Genomic DNA, 21,380 nt, shown 5'->3' with positions numbered 1-21,380 from the left:
CAAGCCCGCAAGCGGTCTTGGCCCAAGGTGACGATCCACATGGCGGAAGCGAGATCGCTGCGCGGATCTCGCGCAGCAATGCCGGCGTGCGCCGGCGCCGATCCTGTTTGAAGGGGGAAAGGCGGTCCCGGCCGCCTCTCCCCCGCAACGGGATAGACGGGCCGTGCCTCGCTACGCTGCGGCCGCTCCACCCCGTCGATTCCCGCTGCCCCCCTCTCCCGCCGGCGTTCTTGGGCGTCCGTGTTCCGGCCGATGGCATGGCCATCGCCGGACAGGCGATTTGAAGGGAGTAAAGACGATGACCCACGAAACCCGCGAAAGCTGGCTCAATGCCGTGGCGCAGGGCATGGCTCCGCTGTTCGAGGCGCTGGACGCCCCCCTGCCCGACCGCGTGCGCGTGGCGATCGGCTTCACCAGTAGAGGCGCGAAGGGCAAGGCGATCGGTGAGTGCTGGGACAACCGGCTCAGCGCGGACGGGCATTTTGAAATCTTCATCCGCCCGGACCTAGCGCATGCGCCTGACGCCATGCCCGCGCAGATCGCCGCCATCCTCGCCCACGAGCTGGTCCATGCCGCTGTCGGCATCCCGGCAGGGCATGGGAAGGCGTTTAAACGGGTCGCGCTTGGGCTGGGCCTTGTCGGGCCGATGCGCGCCACCACTCCCGGCGACGCCTTACTTGCGGCCATCGCACCGATCCTTGAGGCCGCTGGCTCCCTCCCCCATGCCCATCTCGACACCGGCGGGGAGTCGACCGCGCCCAAGAAGCAGAAAACCCGGATGCTGAAATGCGAGTGCGCGACGTGCGGCTATACTGTGAGGACCGCGCGCAAGTGGCTGGAATTGGCCGGAGCGCCGCTTTGCCCGATTGAAGGGCACGGGATCATGCAGCATGAGCCGCTGGACGCCGACGATGACGAGGGTGGTTAAGCGTCCTCCCCCTGCCCCTTTCATTCAGGCACGGCTTGCACTATGCCCACATGCAAACATGCGGTCATGTAAGGATATTCACATGCCAACAATCGCCATTATCAGCCAGAAGGGTGGTGCGGGGAAAACCACCCTCGCCCTGCATCTGGCCGCCGCCGCCGAGGATGCTGGCCATACCGCGCTGGTGATCGACCTCGACCCGCAGGCGACAGCGAGCCAGTGGGCGGCGTGGCGCAAGGATGCGCCCCCGGTCGTGATCGACAGCGCCCCCCCTCGCCTTGCCGCCAAGATCGAGCAGGCGAGGGCGCAAGGCGCAGCGTTCATCGTGATCGACACCCCGCCCCATGCCGACAGCGCCGCCAGCGCCGCCGTCGAGGCGGCCGACCTGGTGCTGATCCCATGTCGGCCGAGCGCGTTCGACCTGGCCGCGATCAAGACGACCGCCAGCCTTGTGAAGATGCGCGGCAAGCCCGCTTTCGTGATCTTCACGGCGGGAAGCCCGACCGCGCCGCGCATGTATGAGGAAGCGACGCAGCTTGTGCAGGATTATGGGCTGGACGCCTGCCCGCACCGTGTTGCGGATCGTGCCGCGTTCCGTCACGCGGCGGCCGAGGGGAAAACCGCGATGGAGATCGAGCCGGACGGCAAGGCGGCAGACGAGGTGCGCCAGCTTTACAAGTGGACATGCGAGCATGTAAACATGCAAGCATCAACGAAGCGGAGGGCCAGCGCATGAGCCGGAAGGGATCATTGCTTGCATTGCGGGATCGCGATCCCGCACCAACGCCGGCGTCGACCGAGCCGGAGGGAAGGGCGGCCGCGCTGACCGCCCGCAGCACTGGCGTAGGCACCGGCAGCAGTTCGAGCAGCAGCCCGGTTGCGCCGAGCCGTCAGGGCAAGAAGGCGATGACGGGCTATTTCAGCCCGGAAATGTCGTTCGCCATGCACATGACCGCCCGCAAGCACGGCATGAGCTTGCAGGACGCGATGGCCGAGGCGTTCAACGACTGGCTCCGAAAGATGGGGGAAAGTCCTGTAGGCAAGTGAGCATGTTCACATGCAAACATATAGCTTAGGGGAAAACTCATGCCGTGCTAATCGTGTCCGCCATCTTCGCACTGGTGATGATCGGATTGTCCATCCGGGCAAACGCCCGTTTCCGGCAGGAAAGGAACTGCCGATGCAATAGCGGCTTTCACGATCAGAGCCGCTTTCCAATTTGGTGAATTGGTCCGCACCTCGCGTTCTAGCTCTCAGCTTCACGCCCTTCCTTGCGATCTGTGTGCTGGGGCTGTTCAATGTTGCAGCGATGACCCTAACGCCGCGATGACCCTAACGCCGAGGCCGGGGCAGGAGGGGATGCTGTTACCGTCCCTGATCTTTATTGGAGGCGCGTTCGTGGCGGCCCATGTTTTCCACCTTTGGTTGATCGGAAGGAGCCTGGGCCGAAGTTAAACTCAATGTCGTCATGTTCACATGCAAACATGGCAGTTAACGCCACGACACTGTCCTATTGCCGCCACGATTTTCGGCGAAGCAATCACGCCATGGTAGTTATTAGGCCCAGTCGGCCCGAAGCTGCGATTTTGGCCAGGTTGAAGAACGAACACTGAACGCTTGATTGATTCTACCAGGACCGTTGCTGACCACCGACCTCGTAGATATCGGCTTCCATGGAGCAATTGTAGCTCTCTGCGATGTTGAACATCTCGGAGAGGAGGCTTTGGATTTCCTCATCAAGGGAAATGCCATCCGGATCGGGGTCATAGGCGACGGTCAGTTTGTAATCACAATTGCCGTTTTTTACCATGGCGTAGTCGCGTTCCAGCATCGCCTCAATCCGCTCCCGAGCGGGTTTTCTACCTCTTCCACGCTTGTTGAAGTTCTCGATAATCAGATGCAGGGCGATGCTGGCAGTGGGCGGCTTTTCCGGCAGTTTGGTCTGTGACGGAATAATGTCGAGCGCCCGATAGACGGTCATTCGTGAGACCTTCAGGTCGCGGGCAACGCGGGCCTTGCTGGCGCCGGCGGCAAGGCGACGGCGGATTTCATCGTCATCGACGTTCTTCTTCCGGCCTTTGTAAACGCCTTCGGCGCGCGCCGCTTCGATCCCGGCGCGCTGACGATCCTTGATGAACTTCAGCTCCATATCGGCGACCATGCCGAGTATGGTGATGACCATTCGCCCCATGTCGCCCGCCGTCGTCACCTCTGGCTCAAGGATGCGCAGCGAAGCTCCCTTTTCATCAAGCTCATGCACCAGGTTCAGGACATCGCGCGTGGAGCGGCCGAGCCGGTCGAGCCGCAGCACGACCAGCTCGTCGCCGGTGTGCATAAACTGCATGATCGTTTCCAGTTCCGTGCGCCCGCTCCGCGAGGCCCCCGATCCGGTCTCGGAACGGATAATTTCGCAACCTGCATTCTTGAGGCGGCCAATCTGGATATCCAGATCCTGGTCCGTGGTGCTGACGCGGGCATATCCGATACGAGCCAAGTGCAAAATCCGTCACATTAGGGTGGCTCTTGCAGTGTATCGTCACATTGAGCGCAAACCCACCCTTTTGTGACAGACGAATGGTGTCACTCGGCCCTATCACTCTGGGGTGTACCCAAATGTTATAGGCCGATCAGCCGCCTCACGCTGCAAGCCGTCCAAAATCAATCCGGTCGTTCAGGTCGAGGTCGAAGCGGCCATAAGGGTTCACATGACTGTAGATCAACGGCGTGAGACCACGATAATCTTCCGGCGTCATCCGCCCCGCCCACTTCGGCTCAACCAGTACGGTCTGAAGCATGCGGGTGTTCACATACACCAGCGCTACCACGAGAGCCTCGACAACGTCACGCCCGCCGATGCCTACTTCGGCAGGGCTGCCGCCATCATCGAACGAAGAGAAAGGATCAAGCGAAAGACACTCGAACATCGGCGCTTGCAACACCGCAAGCTCGCCGCCTAAACATCAAACCAAGACGAGGCCCACACTCCGCTGATCTACGCCGCGAGTTGTGCCAAATGTTCTGACGACGGACACGATATGATCGACAGACGTTCCATTCTCGGCGGTGCGGTGCTTGGCGCAGGTGTATTGGGAATAGCCGCATATGCCGGGCGCGACCTGTTGATAGGCAAGAAAGCGACGCTTGCTTCGGCAACAGCGCGCTCGCAACTTCTCGTTCCTCCTCTTTATTCAGGGGAACGAGAAGGCGGCGAGAGGGTTTTCGATCTCAATCTGCGCCACGGCGTCTCACATTTTTTTGAAGGGATCGAAACGCCGACCATCGGCATCAACCAACCCTATCTAGGCCCCACACTTGAGATGCACGCCGGCGATACGGTGCGGATGAATGTCACGAGCGATCTGTCCGAAACGGCGACCGTCCACTGGCACGGTTTTCATCTTCCGGCGCGAGCCGATGGCGGACCGCATCAGCCGATCGAGCCAGGAGGGAGCTGGACCGCGCGTTTCGATGTCCGACAGCGCGCAGCGATGTTCTGGTATCATTCGCATGCGCACCGCCGCTCGGGGCCACAGGTCTATCAGGGTCTGGCCGGAATGATCTACGTCCGCGACAGCGCGAGCGAGGCGCTCGACCTTCCAAACGACTATGGCATCGATGATATACCGCTGGTCGTACAGGATCGCGCTTTCGCGCGCGATGGAAGCCTCGTTTATTCCACACGCATGCATAATATCATGATGGGAATGATGGGTGACACGATGCTGGTCAACGGCGTCGTCGAGCCCGTCTTCGAGGCAAAGTCCGATCGTTTGAGGCTGCGACTAGTCAATAGCTCGAACGCACGCTTTTACCGTTTCGGGTTCGACGATGGCCGCAGCTTCCATCAGATCGGAACCGACGGCGGTTTGCTCACTGCGCCGCTGCCAACCGACAATGTTGTTCTCGCTCCCGGCGAACGCGCGCAGGTAATCGTCGATGTCAGCGATGGAAGGCCGGTTTCGCTGCTTGCGGACGGGCTCGAAATCATGGGTATGGGAAATATGGGCCGGGGAATGAGAGGGTCCGGATCCATGGGCGATTCCGACCGGCCGACGGACAATTGGATGATGGGCGACCGAGGCGGCCGTGGCGGTATGATGGGCGAAGAGGAGCGTCGCGATGGGATGATGGGCGGCATGATGGATGAAAGGCGTCGCTTTACCGTGCTGGATATCCAGCCGGCCGCGAGCCGCAGGCGGGCGATCGCTATGCCTCGCCAGCTCGCTACTTTGCCTCAGGTCGATCCGGGCAATGCCGTTCGCACGCGCCGTTTTGTTCTCGATATGGGCATGGGAATGCGCATGATGCGTGGAGGTGGTTTCACCATCAACGGCAAATCGATGGATACGCAGCGTGTCGACGAGACAGTACGGGTCAATACCACCGAAATCTGGCAGGTCGAGAATGCCTCGATGATGGCGCATCCGTTCCACATCCACGATGTGCAGTTCCGTATCCTCGACCGGAACGGCAGGGCCCCTGATGCGACGGAACAGGGGCTAAAGGACACGGTTGTCGTCTATCCGGGCGAAGCCGTGCGGCTCCTTTTGCGGTTCGAGGACTATACCGACCCGGATTTGCCTTACATGTATCACTGCCACATCCTCGAGCACGAAGACGCCGGCATGATGGGGCAATTCACCGTCACAGCCTGAATCAGTAACCGGGCAGAAGACCTGCCACCGACGGCCTCCAGGCCCTCACCAATGCGAGCACCATTTCATGAAAGCATCCGATCTTCTTGTCGCCGCGTTGGAAGCCGAAGGCGTCGAATATATTTTTGCGGTTCCGGGCGAGGAGAATTTGGATTTGCTTGAATCGCTACGCACCTCGTCGATCCGCCTGATCGTTACCCGGCACGAGCAAGGAGCGGGGTTCATGGCGGCAACCTATGGACGCCTAACCGGTAAAGCCGGCGTATGCCTTGCCACGCTGGGGCCGGGGGCGACAAACCTCACGACGCCGGCAGCTTATGCCGCTCTGGGCGCTTTCCCTCTGGTCATGATAACCGGCCAAAAACCCATCAAGGTCTCGAAGCAGGCGCAGTTCCAGATCGTCGATGTCGTCTCGCTTTTCACCCCATTATGTAAGATGGCGAAGCAGATCGTGAATGGGGAGCGCATTCCTTCGCTCGTGCGCGAAGGTTTCAGGAGAGCTCAGGAAGAGCGACCCGGTGCAGTTCTGCTGGAGCTGCCCGAAGACATTGCCGAGGAAGAAACCTCCGAACCGGTCGTTGCGCCCCACCCCCGCCAATATGCGGTGGCCGGAGATGCCGCGCTAGACGAAGCCGCCGAGCGTATTCTGGCCGCCGATCGCCCGCTGCTACTGGTTGGTGCCGGGGCCAACCGACGTAGCGCTTGTAAGGCGCTCCGAAAGTTCGTCGACGATACACAATTTCCGTTTTTCAATACGCAAATGGGCAAGGGAGTGCTTGATGAGGCAAGCCCTCTGTATCTTGGAACGGCGGCTCTATCATCGGATGACTATGTTCATTGCGCCATCGATCGCGCAGACCTGATCGTCAATATCGGCCATGACGTGGTCGAGAAACCGCCCTTTTTCATGGAGCCTGACGGACGCACTGTTATCCATGTGAATTACAAGGCCGCAGAGGTCGACCAGGTCTATTTCCCGCAGCTGGAAGTCATCGGCGATATTGCCGGATCTGTCGAGCGACTGGGAAACCGGCTGCGCGGCAAACACCCTAGTGACCCGGCAGCCTACGCCAAAGTCCATGAGGACATCGCGGCGCACATCCGCCAAGGCAGCGACGATGGCCGCTTTCCGATGGTGCCCCAGCGCATCGTTGCAGATGTACGGGCGGTCATGGGCCGCGACGACATCGTCGCACTCGACAACGGCATCTACAAGATCTGGTTCGCCCGCAACTATATCGCGCATGAGCCGAACACGATTCTGCTCGACAACGCGCTGGCGACGATGGGAGCGGGTCTCCCCTCGGCGATGATGGCAGCGATGCTGTCGCCCGAGCGCCGCGTGCTCGCCGTATGCGGCGATGGCGGGTTCATGATGAATTCGCAGGAGGTGGAAACCGCGGTCAGGCTCGGCCTCAACCTCGTCGTACTCATCCTCAATGATTCCGCTTACGGTATGATCCGGTGGAAGCAGGAAGAACTTGGCTTTCCCGATTACGGTCTGAGCTTCGCCAACCCCGACTTCGTTACCTATGCGAAGAGTTATGGTGCGACGGGCCACCGGATCGAAAGCAGCGAAGCACTGGTACCGACCTTGAATGAAGGGTTTGAAAGCGGCGGCGTTCACCTTGTCGACTTGCCGGTGGATTACTCCGAGAACCGCAAGGTTCTGATCGATGAACTCAAGGCGATGGAGTGTCCCCAATGACGTGGCAGGTCCTCAATCCCTACGACCAGGAATGCATTGGCAGCGTTGAGCTGGTCGACTGGCCGCAAGTCGATCGTTGGCTCGACGAGGCGCGCGCGCTGCACGAAGACCGACAAGCGCGGCTCCCCGCGCATGAACGCATCGCCATCCTGCAGCGCGCCATCGGGCTGATGCGCGAGCGCGCGGAGACACTGGCAATGCAGATTGCGCTCGAGGGCGGTAAACCCATCGTCGACGCGCGCGTGGAAACCAGTCGCGCCATTCAGAGCGTCGAATTGTGCATACACGAATTGTTCGCCAGCGGCGGGCGCGAAATCCCGATGGACCTGACGCAGGCGGGGGCAGGACGCAAAGCCTATACCTTCCGTGAGCCGATTGGGCCGGTCGTGGCGATCTCCGCTTTCAATCATCCTCTGAACCTGATCGCCCATCAGGTGGGACCGGCAGTTGCAAGCGGATGCCCTGTTCTGGTGAAACCGGCCAAGGACACGCCCCTTTCCTGCAAGAGCTTCGTCGAAATCCTTTATGAAGCCGGACTCAATGAAAATTGGTGCCGTTTCGTGCCGTGCTCGGACGAGGTCGCCGAAAAAATGGTCACCGATCCACGAACTGCGTTCTTCTCCTTCATCGGTTCGGCCAGAGTTGGCTGGATGCTCCGCTCCAAACTGGCCCCTGGCACCCGCTTGGCGCTGGAACATGGGGGCGCGGCCCCGGTCATCGTCGATGACAGCGTTGCGCACGCCAAGGTAATTCCTCCGCTCCTGAAAGGGGGCTTTTATCATTCTGGTCAGGTCTGCGTCTCGGTGCAGCGCGTGTTCGTTCCGCGCGCCGAATTGCCGGACTTCGCTGCCGAGCTCGCTGCGGGAGCAGAAGCGCTGACGGTGGGCGATCCGACCAATGCGGAAACCCAATGCGGTCCGCTCATTCGTCCTGCCGAAGTCGACCGCGTCGAATCCTGGGTCGATGCAGCCGTTCAGGGCGGCGGCAGGCTCGCCGCAGGGGGTAAGCGCACGGGTTCCACCCTTTACCAGCCCACGGTCCTTGTCGATCCGCCCGACGACGCCGATGTATCGCGGAAGGAAGTGTTCGGCCCTGTGGTCTGCATTTACGGATACGACGACGTCGATGCTGCGATCACGCAGGCGAACGCGCTTCCCTACGCCTTCCAGGCGGCTGTGTTTACCGACCGAATGTCCTGGGCCGATTACTGCGTCGAAGCGCTGGCCGCGTCAGCCGTAATGGTCAACGATCATACCGCATTTCGCGTCGACTGGATGCCGTTCGCAGGACGCCGTCAGTCGGGTCTCGGAACAGGCGGTATCGGTTACACGATGGCCGATATGAGCGAAGAAAAGATGGTGGTCGTGAATTCACCATCCAGCGTCCGATGACCTTGAGCGCGGCGAAACGGCTTGCGCCCGTTTTGATTCTGGCCAGCTTCGGCCTCGACCAATTGTCGAAAACCTGGGCGCATTCTTTCGTTGGTTCGGGTAACGTGATCGCAGTGTTCCCGGGCTTCAATCTAGTCGCCATCGCCAATAGCGGCGTGGCATTCGGACTGGCGGGTGGAGCAGCCCCCGTGATCCTTATCGCGATCGGCGTTCTGCTTTCGGGCATGCTCGGGATTTGGCTGATGAGAACCCGATCCCCCATCCATGCGCTCGGCTTGAGCTTGGCGATTGGCGGAGCGCTCGGCAACGTTGCAGACAGGCTGATGTTTGGCGCCGTCAGGGACTTTATCGATTTGTACTGGGACAATTTTCATTGGCCATCATTCAATCTGGCCGACGTCGCGATCGTAGCGGGACTGGGGCTTTTGATCCTGGTGGGCGAAGACCAGCCTGAAACCAGCGCGAATACGAGCTGATTAAGACCGGACGCAATGAGAAAAGACGAACGCTTCCGCATAGCGCGGAAGGTCGGCACACCAGCAGGCTGGCGATGCCGTCTATCGCGTCTGAACGCCGCTTGGTCGCGATCTCGGTTGCACCTACAGCAACTGTAGCACCCATCTGTACGTGTAGCTGCGTTGCTTTAGGCTCAGGACCCATTGATTCGAGAGGCATGATCTGATTCAGGCTCCGCAAGGAGACTGAGCATGAGCGATCTGTACTGGCTGACGGACGAGCAGATGGCGCGGCTCCGACCATACTTCCCCAAGAGCCACGGCAGGCCGCGGGTTGATGACCGGCGGGTGCTGAGCGGGATCATCTTCGTCAATCGCAACGGGTCGCGCTGGTGCGATGCGCCCAAGGAGTATGGTCCGCACAAGACGCTCTACAACCGATGGAAGCGATGGGGCGAAATAGGTGTCTTCCTCCGCATGATGGAAGGGCTGGCCGCCGAGGGCGCCGATCCGAAGACGGTCATGATCGACGCAACTTACCTGAAGGCGCACCGCACGGCATCGAGCCTGCGGGTAAAAAAGGGGATCTCGGGCGGCTGATCGGTCGCACCAAAGGGGGCATGAACACCAAGCTTCATGCCGTCACCGATGCCAACGGCCGTCCACTCAGCTTCTTCATGACCGCTGGCCAGATCAGCGATTATACCGGTGCTGCGGCGCTTCTCGACGATCTTCCCAAGGCGCAATGGCTGCTGGGCGACCGCGGCTACGACGCCGACTGGTTCAGGGATGCCCTTCAGCAAAAGGGGATCAAGCCCTGCATTCCTGGGCGGAAATCCCGTCTCGATCCCATCAAATACGACAAGCGTCGCTACAAACGCCGCAACCGCATCGAGATCATGTTCGGTCGCCTCAAGGACTGGCGCCGCGTCGCCACCCGATACGATCGGTGCCCTACGGTCTTCTTCTCCGCCATCGCTCTCGCCGCCACCGTCATCTTCTGGCTCTGATTAATGAGTCCTGAGCCTAGCGCTCACCACAGGAGATTTTCAATGACACTTCAACTTGGCGACACCGCACCCGATTTCGAGGCCGACACAACCGATGGCACGCTCAAATTCCATGAATGGATGGGTGACGACTGGGCGGTGCTGTTCTCGCACCCTGCGGATTTCACTCCTGTTTGCACGACGGAACTTGGTGAGGTTGCCCGCCTCAAGCCTGAATTCGACAAACGCGGCGTCAAAGTGATCGGTCTCAGCGTCGATCCGCTCGAAGATCATCGAGCTTGGGCGGGCGACATTGCCGAAACCCAGGGTCATGCTCTCAACTTTCCGCTGGTCGCGGACCCGGATCGTGAAATCGCTGATCTCTATGGAATGATCCATCCGCAGGCTGATGATTCATTCACCGTCCGCTCGGTGTTCGTCATCGGTCCCGATAAGAAAGTGAAACTTACGCTCACTTATCCCGCGAGCACGGGACGAAATTTCGAAGAGATCTTGCGGATTATCGATTCGCTGCAACTGACGGCGGACCACAGCGTGGCCACACCTGTGAACTGGCAGCAGGGCGAGGACGTCATCATCGTGCCTTCGCTCAGCGATGAAGAAGCGCGTGAGAAATTCCCCCAAGGCTGGGAGGCGGTGAAGCCTTATTTGCGCGTTACACCGCAACCTAAGGGCTGATCCCCGATTGCCGCTAATAATTCTGCAAGGGCTCTTGCGGTTGTCTAGGCTCAGGACTCATTAATCAGAGCCAGAAGATGACGGTGGCGGCGAGAGCGATGGCGGAGAAGAAGACCGTAGGGCACCGATCGTATCGGGTGGCGACGCGGCGCCAGTCCTTGAGGCGACCGAACATGATCTCGATGCGGTTGCGGCGTTTGTAGCGACGCTTGTCGTATTTGATGGGATCGAGACGGGATTTCCGCCCAGGAATGCAGGGCTTGATCCCCTTTTGCTGAAGGGCATCCCTGAACCAGTCGGCGTCGTAGCCGCGGTCGCCCAGCAGCCATTGCGCCTTGGGAAGATCGTCGAGAAGCGCCGCAGCACCGGTATAATCGCTGATCTGGCCAGCGGTCATGAAGAAGCTGAGTGGACGGCCGTTGGCATCGGTGACGGCATGAAGCTTGGTGTTCATGCCCCCTTTGGTGCGACCGATCAGCCGCCCGAGATCCCCTTTTTTACCCGCAGGCTCGATGCCGTGCGGTGCGCCTTCAGGTAAGTTGCGTCGATCATGACCGTCTTCGGATCGGCGCCCTCGGCGGCCAGCCCTTCCATCATGCGGAGGAAGACACCTATTTCGCCCCATCGCTTCCATCGGTTGTAGAGCGTCTTGTGCGGACCATACTCCTTGGGCGCATCGCACCAGCGCGACCCGTTGCGATTGACGAAGATGATCCCGCTCAGCACCCGCCGGTCATCAACCCGCGGCCTGCCGTGGCTCTTGGGGAAGTATGGTCGGAGCCGCGCCATCTGCTCGTCCGTCAGCCAGTACAGATCGCTCATGCTCAGTCTCCTTGCGGAGCCTGAATCAGATCATGCCTCTCGAATCAATGGGTCCTGAGCCTAGCGTTTATGTCTGCGACTTTGCCATTGGTTGCTCGTGGGGTGAAGGCAGTGGTCTTCTACGGAGCGCTGGCCGGTTTAACGCTACTGCCGGACGTGTATTCCGCGCTTAGGCTTTCCATTATACGGCATTCCGAAACGCTTCCGCCCTCGCAGGAGCCAGCGATTTGTCCGAGCTCATCGCGCAGAAGCATTAGCCTTGTGATTTTTTGGTTCACATCGGCCAGGTGGCGTAGCGCGATTTCCGTCACCTCGTCGCACTGTCTCTCGGGATCGTCACCCAACGCGAGCAGCGATCGGATCTCGTCGGTCTCGAACCCCAGCTTCCTCGCGTGCCGGATGAAGCGTAGTCGCTCCAGGTCACCAGCACCGTAAGTCCGCCGGCCTGATGCAGTTCGAGCGGCCCGCCGCATGAGTCCGATCTCTTCGTAGAAGCGGATCGTGTTGACCTTCGTGCCTGTCGCGGCTGCAAGATCACCTATCATCAACATCTTCGACATTCAGCTTGATCCTCCAGTCTCTGGAGGATGTACGACGACACTACCCTGTCGCCAAGGCAGGGGGGAGGCCTGTTTATGCGGACGACTGATTTCACTCCCGCGCTCGGGCTTCCGGGTTTCACGAGAGGCTATGATTTAGCGATCCGGCTTCTGACGCGTGAGGCGGTCTGGCGGGGCGAACTCCTGCGACAGGTCGCTCCCCGCGATTGCGAGACAATCGTCGACGTGGGCTGTGGCACAGGGACGTTCGCCATGATGTTGAAGCAAGCGGCGCCCGGTGCACGAATTATCGGGCTCGATCCTGACCCGGCGGTGCTCGAAATAGCAGCCCGGAAGGCGGAACGGGCTGGTTTGGAGATCGAGTGGCGACAAGGCTTCGCGCGCGACGTCGCCGATTTTAAGGGTGAGTTGGCGAAGGCGATCTCGAGCCTCGTTTTTCATCAGGTGCCGCTTCCCGGCAAACGCGAGGGCGTGGCGGCGATGTTCGCCAGCGTTCGTCCGGGCGGCGAGGTCCACATCGCCGATTATGCCCGTCAGAGGAGCGTTGTCATGCGCTTGCTGTTCCGCCTGACCGTTCAGTCGTTGGACGGGCTGGCGGATACTCAGCCCAACGCGGACGGCGCGCTTGAACGCATCCTCTCCGATCGCGCCGGAGTGGTCGTCGAACCTCGCCGCGTTGTGCCCACAGCTACCGGCGCAATCAGTCTGTTTCAGGCAGCGAGACCACAGGACTGATTTGCGAGACATTCGCGAAAGGTCTTGATCCTCCAGTAGCTGGAGGTGGTAGGGGCCAAGCATGAGCGAGAACGAATCAGACGGTTGCGGCTGCACCGGGGACACCAAACGCGCAGAAGTGGACCCGGCTTACCGGCGTGCACTGTGGTGGGTGGTCGTCCTCAACGGCGGCTTCGGCCTGGTCGAGATCGTCGGCGGATTTCTTGCGAACAGCCAGGCACTGAAGGCCGACGCGCTCGATTTTCTTGGCGACGGCTCGATTACGTTCGTTGGTCTCCTGGCTCTCGGCTGGGCGGCGTCCACGCGCGCACGCGTCGCGATGACGCAGGGACTTTTCCTTGGTGCCCTCGGGCTCTGGGTGCTCGGTATGGCAGTCTGGCGAGCGCTGAACGCCATTCCGCCGGAGCCGGAGCTGATGGGCGGCATCGGCATTGCCGCGCTAATCGTAAACGTGACCGCGGCTTTGATCCTAGCTCGTTTCCGCGAGGGCGGCGATGCTCAGGCGCGAGCGATCTGGCTGTTCTCGCGCAACGACGCCATCAACAATGTGGCGGTGATCTGCGCCGCTGCGCTCGTCTTCTGGCTCGATAGTGCGTGGCCCGACATCATCGTGGCTGTGGTGATCGCTATAATCTTCCTTCAATCAGCCTGGGAGATCATTCGCGAGGCTTGCGGCGAGTTGCGAGAGAGCGCATGACGCCGTTTGCCTGCCTCCGGGCGCTTCTTCTAGCGCTTCTAATCGGCTGCACCTTGACGGTGCCGGCTCGCGCTCAGACCGCGCCGGCGCAAACCATATGGCGCCTCCTGGACTATATCGCCGTCGATTACGCCGGTGCGGTATCCAACGGTCGCGTGGTGAACGAGGCCGAATATGTCGAAATGGTGGAGTTCTCCGCGAGCGCCCGTCAGCGGCTCGCCGATCTTCCGCCAACCGCAGCGCGCGCGAACCTCCTGCAAGGAGCGGCGCGACTTGAAGCCGCCATCACGGCAAAGGCTGCTCCCGCGAGCATTGCGACGTCGGCCCGACAATTGGGACGCGTTCTTTTGGCGGCTTATCCGGTGCCCCTTGCGCCCTCCAGCGTGCCTGATCTGAACCGAGGCGCTGCACTCTATGCTCAGAACTGCGCGAGCTGCCACGGAGCGACGGGCGACGGTCGAGGCGCGGCGGCGAGAGGCATGGATCCGGCGCCGATCGATTTCACCGACCAAGCTCGCGCTCGTGAACGGAGCCTCTTCGGCCTGTATCAAGTCATCGAGCAGGGACTTGAGGGCACCGCGATGCCTTCTTTTGCTCATCTCAGCCCCGATGACCGTTGGGCGCTCGCATTCCATGTCGGTCGCTATGCGTATCCGGAGCAGCTTGCGTCATCAGGAAAAAACGCTTGGTCCAATGAAGCTACGCCGCGCCGCCTGATCCCCAACATGACCACCTTGGCGGCAATGACCCCGGCGCAGTTGGAGCAGACGCTGGGAGCAGACAAGGCGCGGGCCGTCACGGCTTACTTGCGCGGTCATCCTGACGCGCTTTCCGGCGCGGCGGGTTCACTCGGCCTGGCCAAGGAGCGGCTGCAAGAAGCGTTGGTGGCTTACGAAGCAGGCAAACGGTCCGACGCGACCGACCTCGCGCTCTCGGCCTACCTCGATGGTTTCGAGCCCGTGGAGCCGCTTTTGATGGCCCGCGACGCTTCGCTGATGAGGCGGATCGAAGGGGGAATGGCCGAGCTGCGCGCCCGCATCGACCGGGGCGCGCCCGTCGATCAGGTCCGAGCGCAAGTCGCGGTGGTGCAGACGCTCTTCACGGACGCCGAAGCTCAGCTTAGCCCGGAGAGCGCCAGCACCGCGTCGAGCTTCCTGGGTGCGTTCACGATTCTCCTTCGCGAAGGGTTGGAAGCGCTCCTCCTCGTCATCGCGATGATTGCCTTTTTGAAGAAGGCCGATCGTCAGGACGTGCTGGGCTATGTTCATGGCGGGTGGATTGCAGCCCTTTTGGCCGGCACCGCGACCTGGGCTGCGGCGACCTATCTGATCGGCGTAAGCGGCGCGAGCCGCGAGCTGACGGAGGGCTTCGGCTCGATTTTCGCCGCAGTGGTTCTGTTGTCCGTGGGCATCTGGATGCACGGGAAAGCGCAGGCCGGGGCTTGGCAACGCTACATTAATGAGCGGCTCTCCAAAGCGCTTTCGAAGAGGTCTGCCTGGTTCCTCTTCGGACTGACCTTCCTGGTCGTTTACCGGGAAGTGTTCGAGACCATCCTTTTTTACGCCACCCTCTGGAGCCAAGGAAATGGCGGAGCCGTTGCAGCGGGAGCGCTCGCAGCCATCGTTCTCCTTGCCGTGATCGCCGTTGCTATGCTTCGTTACAGCCGGAAGCTCCCGATTTCGACGTTCTTCAACTACAGTTCGGTCCTTATCGCCGTCCTCGCCGTGATCCTCGCTGGCAAGGGGGTCGCAGCCCTTCAGGAAGCCGGGATGATTGACGTGAGGCCTGTGGCGCTTGTGCCTCGGATCGATCTTCTCGGCCTCTTTCCCACCGCCCAGTCGGTGTTCGCCCAGATCGTCATGCTCGCGGCGGTCCTCTTCGGGTTCTGGTACAATCGGCGGCTAGCGCGCCAGCGCGACACGCAGCCCGCCGTCACCGGCAAATCCGGGTGAGCGGCGCACGACGCGGCGGACCGGTTCGTCCTGAACGGCGTTCAATACCGATGATCGTACACCAAGGGACGAGCGAATGAGCGACAGCTTCGACATCATCGTGATCGGCGGCGGCACGGCGGGCTATCCCGCCGCCATCCGTGCGTCGCAGCTCGGGATGAGCGTCGCCTGCATCGAGCGGCGACCGACACTGGGAGGCACCTGCCTCAATGTCGGCTGCATTCCGTCTAAGGCTCTCCTCCATTCGACGGAGATCTTTGCAGAGGTGAGCGAGGGGCTTGAGGAGCATGGCATCGGCATCGGAGGAGTCGCCCTTAACCTTCGCCAGATGATCGGCCGCAAGGACGAGGTGGTCGACGGCCTCACCAAAGGTGTCGAGCATCTGCTGAAGAAGAATACGGTCGAGTGGGTGAAGGGAAGCGCCCGCTTCGAAGCCTCAGACCGCCTGGCCATCGATCTTGTGGAGGGCGGCACCCGCACCCTGACCGCGAGCAAGGGCATCCTCGTCGCAACGGGGTCGGACGTCGCTCGGCTGCCCGGCATCGATATTGACGAGGAAAGGATTGTCTCCAATACCGGGGCGCTTTCGTTGAACAAGGTGCCCGAACATCTTGTCGTCATCGGCGGCGGCTATATCGGCCTCGAACTGGGCTGCGTCTGGCGCCGCCTGGGGGCCAAGGTCACGGTGATCGAGTTCCTCGAAAACATCGTGCCCAGCATGGACCGCGAAATAGCGCGACACTTGCTCAAGCTGCTGAAGCAGCAGGGTCTCGACTTCCGCTTCGAGACCAAGGTGACCGGCGTCGAGAAGCGCGACGCCGACCTGCTTATCTCGGTTGAGCCGGCAAAAGGCGGCGCAACCGAGACGCTCGATGCCGATGTCGTGCTCGTCGCGGTAGGGCGCAAACCCTATACGGAAGGCCTCGGGCTGGATCGCATGGGGATCACGCTCGACCCCAAGGGGCGCATCCCGGTCGAACTCGGTTTCAAGACCGCCGTTTCTGGCATTTATGCGATCGGGGATGTCATCGCGGGACCGATGCTCGCGCACAAGACGACGCTGGATGGCGTGCGCTGCGTGGAGGGGATCGCCGGCCGCTATCCGGGTGTCGACTACAACACCGTGCCCGCCGTCATCTACACCTCCCCTGAAGTCGCAAGCGTCGGCAAGACCGAGGAAGAGCTGAAAGCGGCGGGCATCGACTACAAGTCCGGCACATTCCCGTTCCTGGCGAACAGTCGCGCGCGCTGCAACGGCGACACGCGCGGGCTCACCAAGCTGTTGGCGGACGCGAAGACGGATCGCTTGCTTGGTGCCCACATCATCGGCCCCGACGCCGGGACGATGATCCACGAGGCCGTGCTGGCCATGGAATATGGCGGCACGACCGAAGATATCGCGCTGACGACGCACGCCCATCCCACCTTGCCGGAGTCGCTGAAGGAGGCGGCGCTCGTCCTGCTCGGGCAAGGCATGCACATATGACAGGGGACACGGTGGCCGAGGCCTTTCTGTCGATCTACCGCCAGGGCTTCGTGCGGGTCGCCGCCTGTCGGCCGCGCTGCCGCGCCGCCGATCCGACCTTCAACCTTGCGCAGACGCTGGCGCTCGCTCGCGAAGGCGACGCGCAAGCGGTGGCGCTGATGGTCTTTCCCGAATTGGGGCTATCCGGCTACTCGATCGATGACCTCCTGCTCCAGCGCGCCCTGCTCGACGATGTGGAGGCGAGGATCGTCGATCTGGTCAAGGAGAGCCGGGAGCTCAGACCGGTCCTGCTTGTGGGAGCGCCGCTGCGGCGCGAGGGGCGGCTCTACAATTGTGCGGTCGCGATCCACGGCGGCCGCATCCTCGGGGTGGTGCCCAAGGGCCATCTGCCCAATTACCGCGAATTCTATGAAAAGCGATGGTTCTCGTCCGGACGCGACATGAAGGGCGAGATCAAGGTCGGTGGCGCGCTCGTCCCGTTCGGGACCGACCTGATCTTCGAAGCCGAGGATGTCGACGGTTTCATCTTCCATATCGAGATTTGCGAGGACGTCTGGGCGCCCGCGCCAGCAAGCGACTTCGCGGCTTTGGCTGGGGCCCTCATCCTCACCAACCTGTCCGCCAGCAATATTGTTGTCGGCAAGGCCCGGACCCGGCGGCTGCTTTGCGAAATTCAGTCCGGTCGCTGCTGGGCCGCCTATGTCTATTCCGCAGCGGGCTATGGCGAATCGACGACCGATCTCGCCTGGGACGGTCAGGCCTGCGTCTACGAGCTCGGTGCCTGTCTCGCCGAAACCGAGCGCTTCCGCCTCGACTCCGGCATGGCCGTGGCCGATGTCGATATCGAGCGTTTGCAGCTCGAACGCATGCGCACGGGCACGTTCAACGAGGCCGCGATCGCGAACCAGATGCCCGATCGGCGCTTCCGGCGCGTCATGTTCCGGTTTGATCCGCCGACAGAGGATGTCGGTCTTCGGCGCTGCGTCGATCGGTTCCCTTTCGTCCCCGACGAGGCCGCCAAACTCGACGAGGATTGCTACGAAGCCTTCAACATACAGGTTACGGGGCTCGTCAAACGGTTGGAGGCGACCGGCATCGAACGCCTCTGCATCGGCGTGTCCGGCGGGCTCGATTCCACCCATGCCCTCATCGTGGCGGCGCGCGCTTTCGATCTGCTCGGGCGACCCCGTTCCGGCATCCTCGGCTTCACCATGCCCGGGTTTGCCACCGGCGAGCGGAGCAGGTCGAACGCGCATGCGCTGATGAGCGGGCTCGGCATCACGGCCGAGGAAATCGACATCAAGCCGCTCGCGATCCAGATGCTGAAGGATCTCGGACATCCCTTCGCCGCCGGCGAGCCTGTCTACGACACGACGTTCGAGAATGTTCAGGCGGGCCTTCGCACCGATTTGCTGTTCAGGGCTGCCAACCAGCGCGGTGCGCTCGTTCTCGGAACGGGAAATATGTCGGAGCTGGCGCTTGGTTGGTGCACCTATGGCGTGGGCGACCAGATGAGCCATTATAATGTCAACGGCGCTGTACCGAAGACGCTCATCCAGCATCTGATCCGCTGGGCCGCGCAAGGAGGCATGTTCGAGCCGCAAGTGGCGAACGTGCTGCTTGACGTGCTGGCGATGAAAATCTCGCCCGAACTCGTGCCTCAGGACGACAAGGAAGCGTTGCAGAGCACGGAGGACAAGATCGGTCCCTATGAGCTTCACGATTTCTGGATTTATTATCTGACGCGCTTCGGGCTGCGCCCGTCGAAGATCGCGTTTCTGGCGCTCCACGCCTGGCGGGATGCGGCTGCGGGCCAGTGGCCGCCCGGCTTCCCGGAAGCGCAAAAGCGCTCCTACGATATCGGCACCGTCCGCCACTGGCTTGAACTCTTCCTCGGCCGCTTCTTCGCCAATCAGTTCAAGCGGTCGGCGCTTCCCAACGGTCCCAAGCTCACCACCGGCGGATCGCTGTCGCCACGCGGCGACTGGAGGGCGCCTTCGGACGCCGATGCGGCGCTGTGGCTGGCGGAGCTTCGGCGGAACGTACCGGCTGAATTGCCACTCCTGCGGTCGGAGCCGCCGACCGCAGGCACGGCAAACCAACCGCTCGTAAGGTAACTGGACTGGGTTTCAGATGTTGCCGGTCGCAGCGCGCGGGTGAGCTGAAAGGGTTGCCCGCGGGTCGGTACGCAGACCGAGCGCTTATCATCAACCGCAGACTATGCCTGCTCCGCGGTTGGCAGTTTGGCCTCCGTCGGGGCCGGCCCAAACGCTTCCAGGATGCGGCATTCGGAAACTGTGCCGCCACGACATGACGTCAGCAATGCCGCCAATTCGCGCCGAAGCGCGGCGAGGTCCGCGAGCTTGCGGTCGATCATCGCTAGGTGGCCGCTGGTGAGTTCGTCGACGGAGCCGCAATCGCGTGAAGGTTGGCTCGCCAGATCGAGCAACGCCCGCACCTGATCGAGCGTAAACCCGAGATCGCGCGCACGACGAATAAAGCGCAGGCGGTTGATCCTGCCCGACGGCACGCGGCAGCGTGCCACGCTGTTCAGCGCTTTCCTGTCACATTACGTGATCCGCGACCGCTATGCTCGCCCGGGCAAGGGGAACGAGAAAGGCAATGTGGAGGGGCTGGTAGGCTATTGCCGGCGCAACTTCATGGTGCCGATCCCGAAGTTCCCGACCTGGGAGGCGTTCAACCTGTGGCTGGAGGAGCAATGCCGCAAGCGCCAGCAGGACAAGGTGCGCGGGCAGAGCGAGACGATCGGTGAGCGGCTGCAGCGCGATCTCGCGGCCATGCAGCCTCTGCCCGCTACACCCTTCGAGGCCTGCGATCAGAAAGGCGGGCGGGTCTCCTCGCAATCCCTGGTGCGCTACAGGACCAACGATTATTCGGTTCCGGTGGCCTGGGGCCATCAGGAGGTCTGGATCAGGGCCTATGTCGATGAGGTGGTGATCGGCTGCCGCAGCGAAGTCATCGCCCGTCATCCTCGTTGCTATGCCCGCGAGGAGGTTGTCTTCGACCCGCTCCATTATCTCCCGCTGATCGAGCAGAAGATCAACGCATTCGACCAGGCTGCGCCTTTGCAGGGCTGGGACCTGCCCGAAGCGTTCACGACACTGCAGCGGTTGATGGAAGGGCGCATGCACAAACATGGCAGGCGCGAATATGTGCAGGTACTGCGCCTGCTGGAAACGTTCACCCTCGCCGATCTCCAGGCGGCGGTCGAACAGGCCATCGATCTTGGCGCCATCGGCTTCGATGCCGTCAAGCACCTCGTCCTGTGCCGGATCGAACGCGTACCGCCCAGGCTGGACCTGGACGTCTATCCCTTCCTGCCACGCACCACGGTCGAGAAGACCTTTGCCAGAGCCTATCTGAGCCTGCTCTCCGACCGGCAGGAGGCCGCATGAGCGATCAGGCCCCGGAGATCCTTCTCGCTCACCATCTCAAGGCGCTCAAGCTGCCTACGTGCCTGCGTGAGCATCACAAGCTCGCGCGGCAATGTGCCGCTGAAGGCGTCGATCATATCCGCTTCCTCGCCCGCCTCGTCGAGATGGAAATGATCGACAGGGAGCGTCGCATGGTCGAGCGGCGCATCAAGGCCGCGCGCTTCCCCGCCGTCAAAAGCCTCGACAGCTTCGACTTCGCCGCCATCCCCAGGCTCAACAAGATGCAGGTGCTCGAGATGGCGCGCTGCGAGTGGATCGAGCGGCGTGAGAACGCCATCGCTCTGGGGCCATCAGGCACCGGAAAGACGCACGTAGCGTTGGGGCTCGGACTGGCAGCATGCCAGAAAGGACTGTCGGTGGGCTTCACCACCGCGGCAGCGCTGGTCAGCGAAATGATGGAGGCCCGCGACGAGCGCCGTCTTCTGCGCTTCCAGAAGCAGATGGCCGGATACAAGCTGCTCATCATCGACGAACTGGGCTTTGTGCCGCTCTCCAAGACCGGCGCCGAACTGTTGTTCGAGCTGATCTCCCAGCGTTACGAACGCGGCTCCACCTTCATCACCAGCAACCTGCCCTTCGACGAATGGACCGAAACCTTCGGATCTGAGCGTCTCACAGGCGCGCTCCTCGATCGCCTGACCCATCACGTCAGCATCCTCGAGATGAACGGCGAAAGCTATCGCCTCGCGCACAGCCGGGCCCGCAAGGCCAAAACCAGACCCTGAAAATTACACCAATGCCGGGGGGAGTGGCCCTCGGGCTACGCCCTCACGCCACTCCCCCCGGCATGTAACACGATGGCCTGGTTTTACGCCGCCGAATGGCCGACTTTTGCTCCGCCGTTGACA

Annotated in this window: 19 protein-coding genes and 3 pseudogenes; 17 read left to right on the top strand and 5 right to left on the bottom strand. The window is 61.7% G+C overall.

The window, feature by feature from the left end:
* The first annotated feature begins 298 nt into the window (after positions 1 to 298).
* The 3 genes from V473_RS22110 (at position 299) to V473_RS22100 (ending at position 1,975) form a co-directional block, all read left to right on the top strand.
* Positions 299 to 928, top strand: a complete 630-nt coding sequence (locus tag V473_RS22110) for a transcription elongation protein SprT (protein ID WP_011950391.1) — start codon at positions 299 to 301, stop codon at positions 926 to 928.
* Positions 929 to 1,010: 82 nt separating this feature from the next.
* Positions 1,011 to 1,664 (top strand): ParA family partition ATPase, encoded by a 654-nt coding sequence (parA, locus tag V473_RS22105; protein ID WP_011950392.1) that lies wholly within the window; start codon positions 1,011 to 1,013, stop codon positions 1,662 to 1,664.
* Positions 1,661 to 1,975: a ribbon-helix-helix domain-containing protein gene (locus tag V473_RS22100; protein ID WP_011950393.1), complete on the top strand. Its 315-nt coding sequence runs from the start codon at positions 1,661 to 1,663 to the stop codon at positions 1,973 to 1,975. Before parA ends, V473_RS22100 begins: the two co-directional genes overlap by 4 nt.
* A gap of 580 nt (positions 1,976 to 2,555) precedes the next feature.
* Here the strand turns inward: V473_RS22100 and V473_RS22095 are convergent.
* Both V473_RS22095 and V473_RS23300 read right to left on the bottom strand, forming a co-directional pair.
* Positions 2,556 to 3,422, bottom strand: a complete 867-nt coding sequence (locus tag V473_RS22095; RefSeq protein ID WP_006953933.1) for a recombinase family protein — start codon at positions 3,420 to 3,422, stop codon at positions 2,556 to 2,558.
* A 142-nt stretch (positions 3,423 to 3,564) separates the two neighbouring features.
* Positions 3,565 to 3,756 (bottom strand): annotated as a pseudogene (locus tag V473_RS23300) (Tn3 family transposase); the annotation flags it as partial.
* Here V473_RS23300 and V473_RS24670 point away from each other — a divergent pair.
* The 7 genes and pseudogenes from V473_RS24670 to V473_RS22055 form a co-directional block, all read left to right on the top strand.
* Positions 3,739 to 3,885, top strand: a pseudogene (locus V473_RS24670) (IS3 family transposase); the annotation flags it as partial. The pseudogenes V473_RS23300 and V473_RS24670 sit on opposite strands and share 18 nt — an antisense overlap.
* A gap of 78 nt (positions 3,886 to 3,963) precedes the next feature.
* Positions 3,964 to 5,583 carry a multicopper oxidase family protein gene (locus V473_RS22085; RefSeq protein ID WP_082679294.1) on the top strand — a complete coding sequence of 540 codons (1,620 nt, stop codon included), beginning with the start codon at positions 3,964 to 3,966 and terminating at the stop codon, positions 5,581 to 5,583.
* Between the two features lie 67 nt (positions 5,584 to 5,650).
* A complete protein-coding gene (locus tag V473_RS22080) occupies positions 5,651 to 7,291 on the top strand; it encodes an acetolactate synthase large subunit (RefSeq protein ID WP_066609352.1) in 1,641 nt (546 codons plus the stop codon).
* On the top strand, positions 7,288 to 8,682 hold the full coding sequence (locus tag V473_RS22075; RefSeq protein ID WP_066609351.1) for an aldehyde dehydrogenase family protein: 1,395 nt from the start codon (positions 7,288 to 7,290) through the stop codon (positions 8,680 to 8,682). Before V473_RS22080 ends, V473_RS22075 begins: the two co-directional genes overlap by 4 nt.
* Positions 8,679 to 9,158, top strand: coding sequence for a signal peptidase II (lspA, locus tag V473_RS22070; RefSeq protein WP_066609350.1), 480 nt, complete (start codon positions 8,679 to 8,681; stop codon positions 9,156 to 9,158). The genes V473_RS22075 and lspA overlap by 4 nt, the downstream gene beginning before the upstream one ends.
* Before the next feature lie 231 nt (positions 9,159 to 9,389).
* Positions 9,390 to 10,147 (top strand): IS5 family transposase gene (locus tag V473_RS23295; protein WP_148648504.1). Its coding sequence is split into 2 segments (ribosomal slippage): positions 9,390 to 9,723 and positions 9,723 to 10,147, totalling 759 coding nucleotides; the frame shifts between segments, so codons are not numbered across the junction.
* A gap of 42 nt (positions 10,148 to 10,189) precedes the next feature.
* A complete protein-coding gene (locus tag V473_RS22055; protein ID WP_066609349.1) occupies positions 10,190 to 10,825 on the top strand; it encodes a peroxiredoxin in 636 nt (211 codons plus the stop codon).
* Between the two features lie 64 nt (positions 10,826 to 10,889).
* Here V473_RS22055 and V473_RS23290 read toward each other — a convergent pair.
* Together V473_RS23290 and V473_RS22040 are read right to left on the bottom strand one after the other, a co-directional pair.
* Positions 10,890 to 11,647, bottom strand: a protein-coding gene (locus tag V473_RS23290; RefSeq protein ID WP_148648504.1) for an IS5 family transposase whose coding sequence is annotated in 2 segments (ribosomal slippage) — positions 10,890 to 11,314 and positions 11,314 to 11,647 — 759 coding nt in all. Because the reading frame shifts where the segments join, the coding sequence is not laid out codon by codon here.
* 119 nt (positions 11,648 to 11,766) lie between these two features.
* Complete coding sequence (locus tag V473_RS22040) at positions 11,767 to 12,207, bottom strand: MerR family transcriptional regulator (RefSeq protein ID WP_066609346.1); 441 nt, start codon at positions 12,205 to 12,207, stop codon at positions 11,767 to 11,769.
* A gap of 75 nt (positions 12,208 to 12,282) precedes the next feature.
* On the opposite strand from V473_RS22040, the gene V473_RS22035 reads away from it, so the two are divergent.
* The 5 genes from V473_RS22035 to V473_RS22015 all read left to right on the top strand — a co-directional run bounded on the left by V473_RS22035 (position 12,283) and on the right by V473_RS22015 (position 19,194).
* Complete coding sequence (locus V473_RS22035) at positions 12,283 to 12,942, top strand: class I SAM-dependent methyltransferase (RefSeq protein ID WP_066609362.1); 660 nt, start codon at positions 12,283 to 12,285, stop codon at positions 12,940 to 12,942.
* Between the two features lie 61 nt (positions 12,943 to 13,003).
* Positions 13,004 to 13,639: a cation diffusion facilitator family transporter gene (locus tag V473_RS22030; protein WP_066609345.1), complete on the top strand. Its 636-nt coding sequence runs from the start codon at positions 13,004 to 13,006 to the stop codon at positions 13,637 to 13,639.
* Positions 13,636 to 15,591, top strand: a complete 1,956-nt coding sequence (locus tag V473_RS22025; protein ID WP_082679293.1) for an FTR1 family protein — start codon at positions 13,636 to 13,638, stop codon at positions 15,589 to 15,591. The genes V473_RS22030 and V473_RS22025 overlap by 4 nt, the downstream gene beginning before the upstream one ends.
* Positions 15,592 to 15,667: 76 nt before the next feature.
* Positions 15,668 to 17,077, top strand: coding sequence for a dihydrolipoyl dehydrogenase (gene lpdA, locus V473_RS22020; protein WP_066609343.1), 1,410 nt, complete (start codon positions 15,668 to 15,670; stop codon positions 17,075 to 17,077).
* Complete coding sequence (locus V473_RS22015; protein ID WP_066609342.1) at positions 17,074 to 19,194, top strand: NAD(+) synthase; 2,121 nt, start codon at positions 17,074 to 17,076, stop codon at positions 19,192 to 19,194. The genes lpdA and V473_RS22015 overlap by 4 nt, the downstream gene beginning before the upstream one ends.
* Before the next feature lie 101 nt (positions 19,195 to 19,295).
* Here V473_RS22015 and V473_RS22010 read toward each other — a convergent pair whose 3' ends face one another.
* Positions 19,296 to 19,622, bottom strand: coding sequence for a MerR family DNA-binding protein (locus tag V473_RS22010; protein WP_066609341.1), 327 nt, complete (start codon positions 19,620 to 19,622; stop codon positions 19,296 to 19,298).
* On the opposite strand from V473_RS22010, the pseudogene V473_RS22005 reads away from it, so the two are divergent.
* Positions 19,591 to 20,493 (top strand): annotated as a pseudogene (locus tag V473_RS22005) (Mu transposase domain-containing protein); the annotation flags it as partial. The gene V473_RS22010 and the pseudogene V473_RS22005 sit on opposite strands and share 32 nt — an antisense overlap.
* Entirely contained in the window at positions 20,490 to 21,257 is a 768-nt protein-coding gene (istB, locus tag V473_RS22000; RefSeq protein ID WP_007686288.1) for an IS21-like element ISSsp5 family helper ATPase IstB, read from the top strand. The pseudogene V473_RS22005 and the gene istB, both read left to right, overlap by 4 nt.
* Positions 21,258 to 21,380: the final 123 nt, after the last annotated feature.

It is taken from the genome of Sphingobium cupriresistens LL01 (genome assembly GCF_001046645.1).
Lineage (GTDB): Bacteria > Pseudomonadota > Alphaproteobacteria > Sphingomonadales > Sphingomonadaceae > Sphingobium > Sphingobium cupriresistens.
The sequence above is the reverse complement of the archived record's forward strand: the minus strand, read 5'-3'. Positions and strand labels throughout refer to the sequence as shown.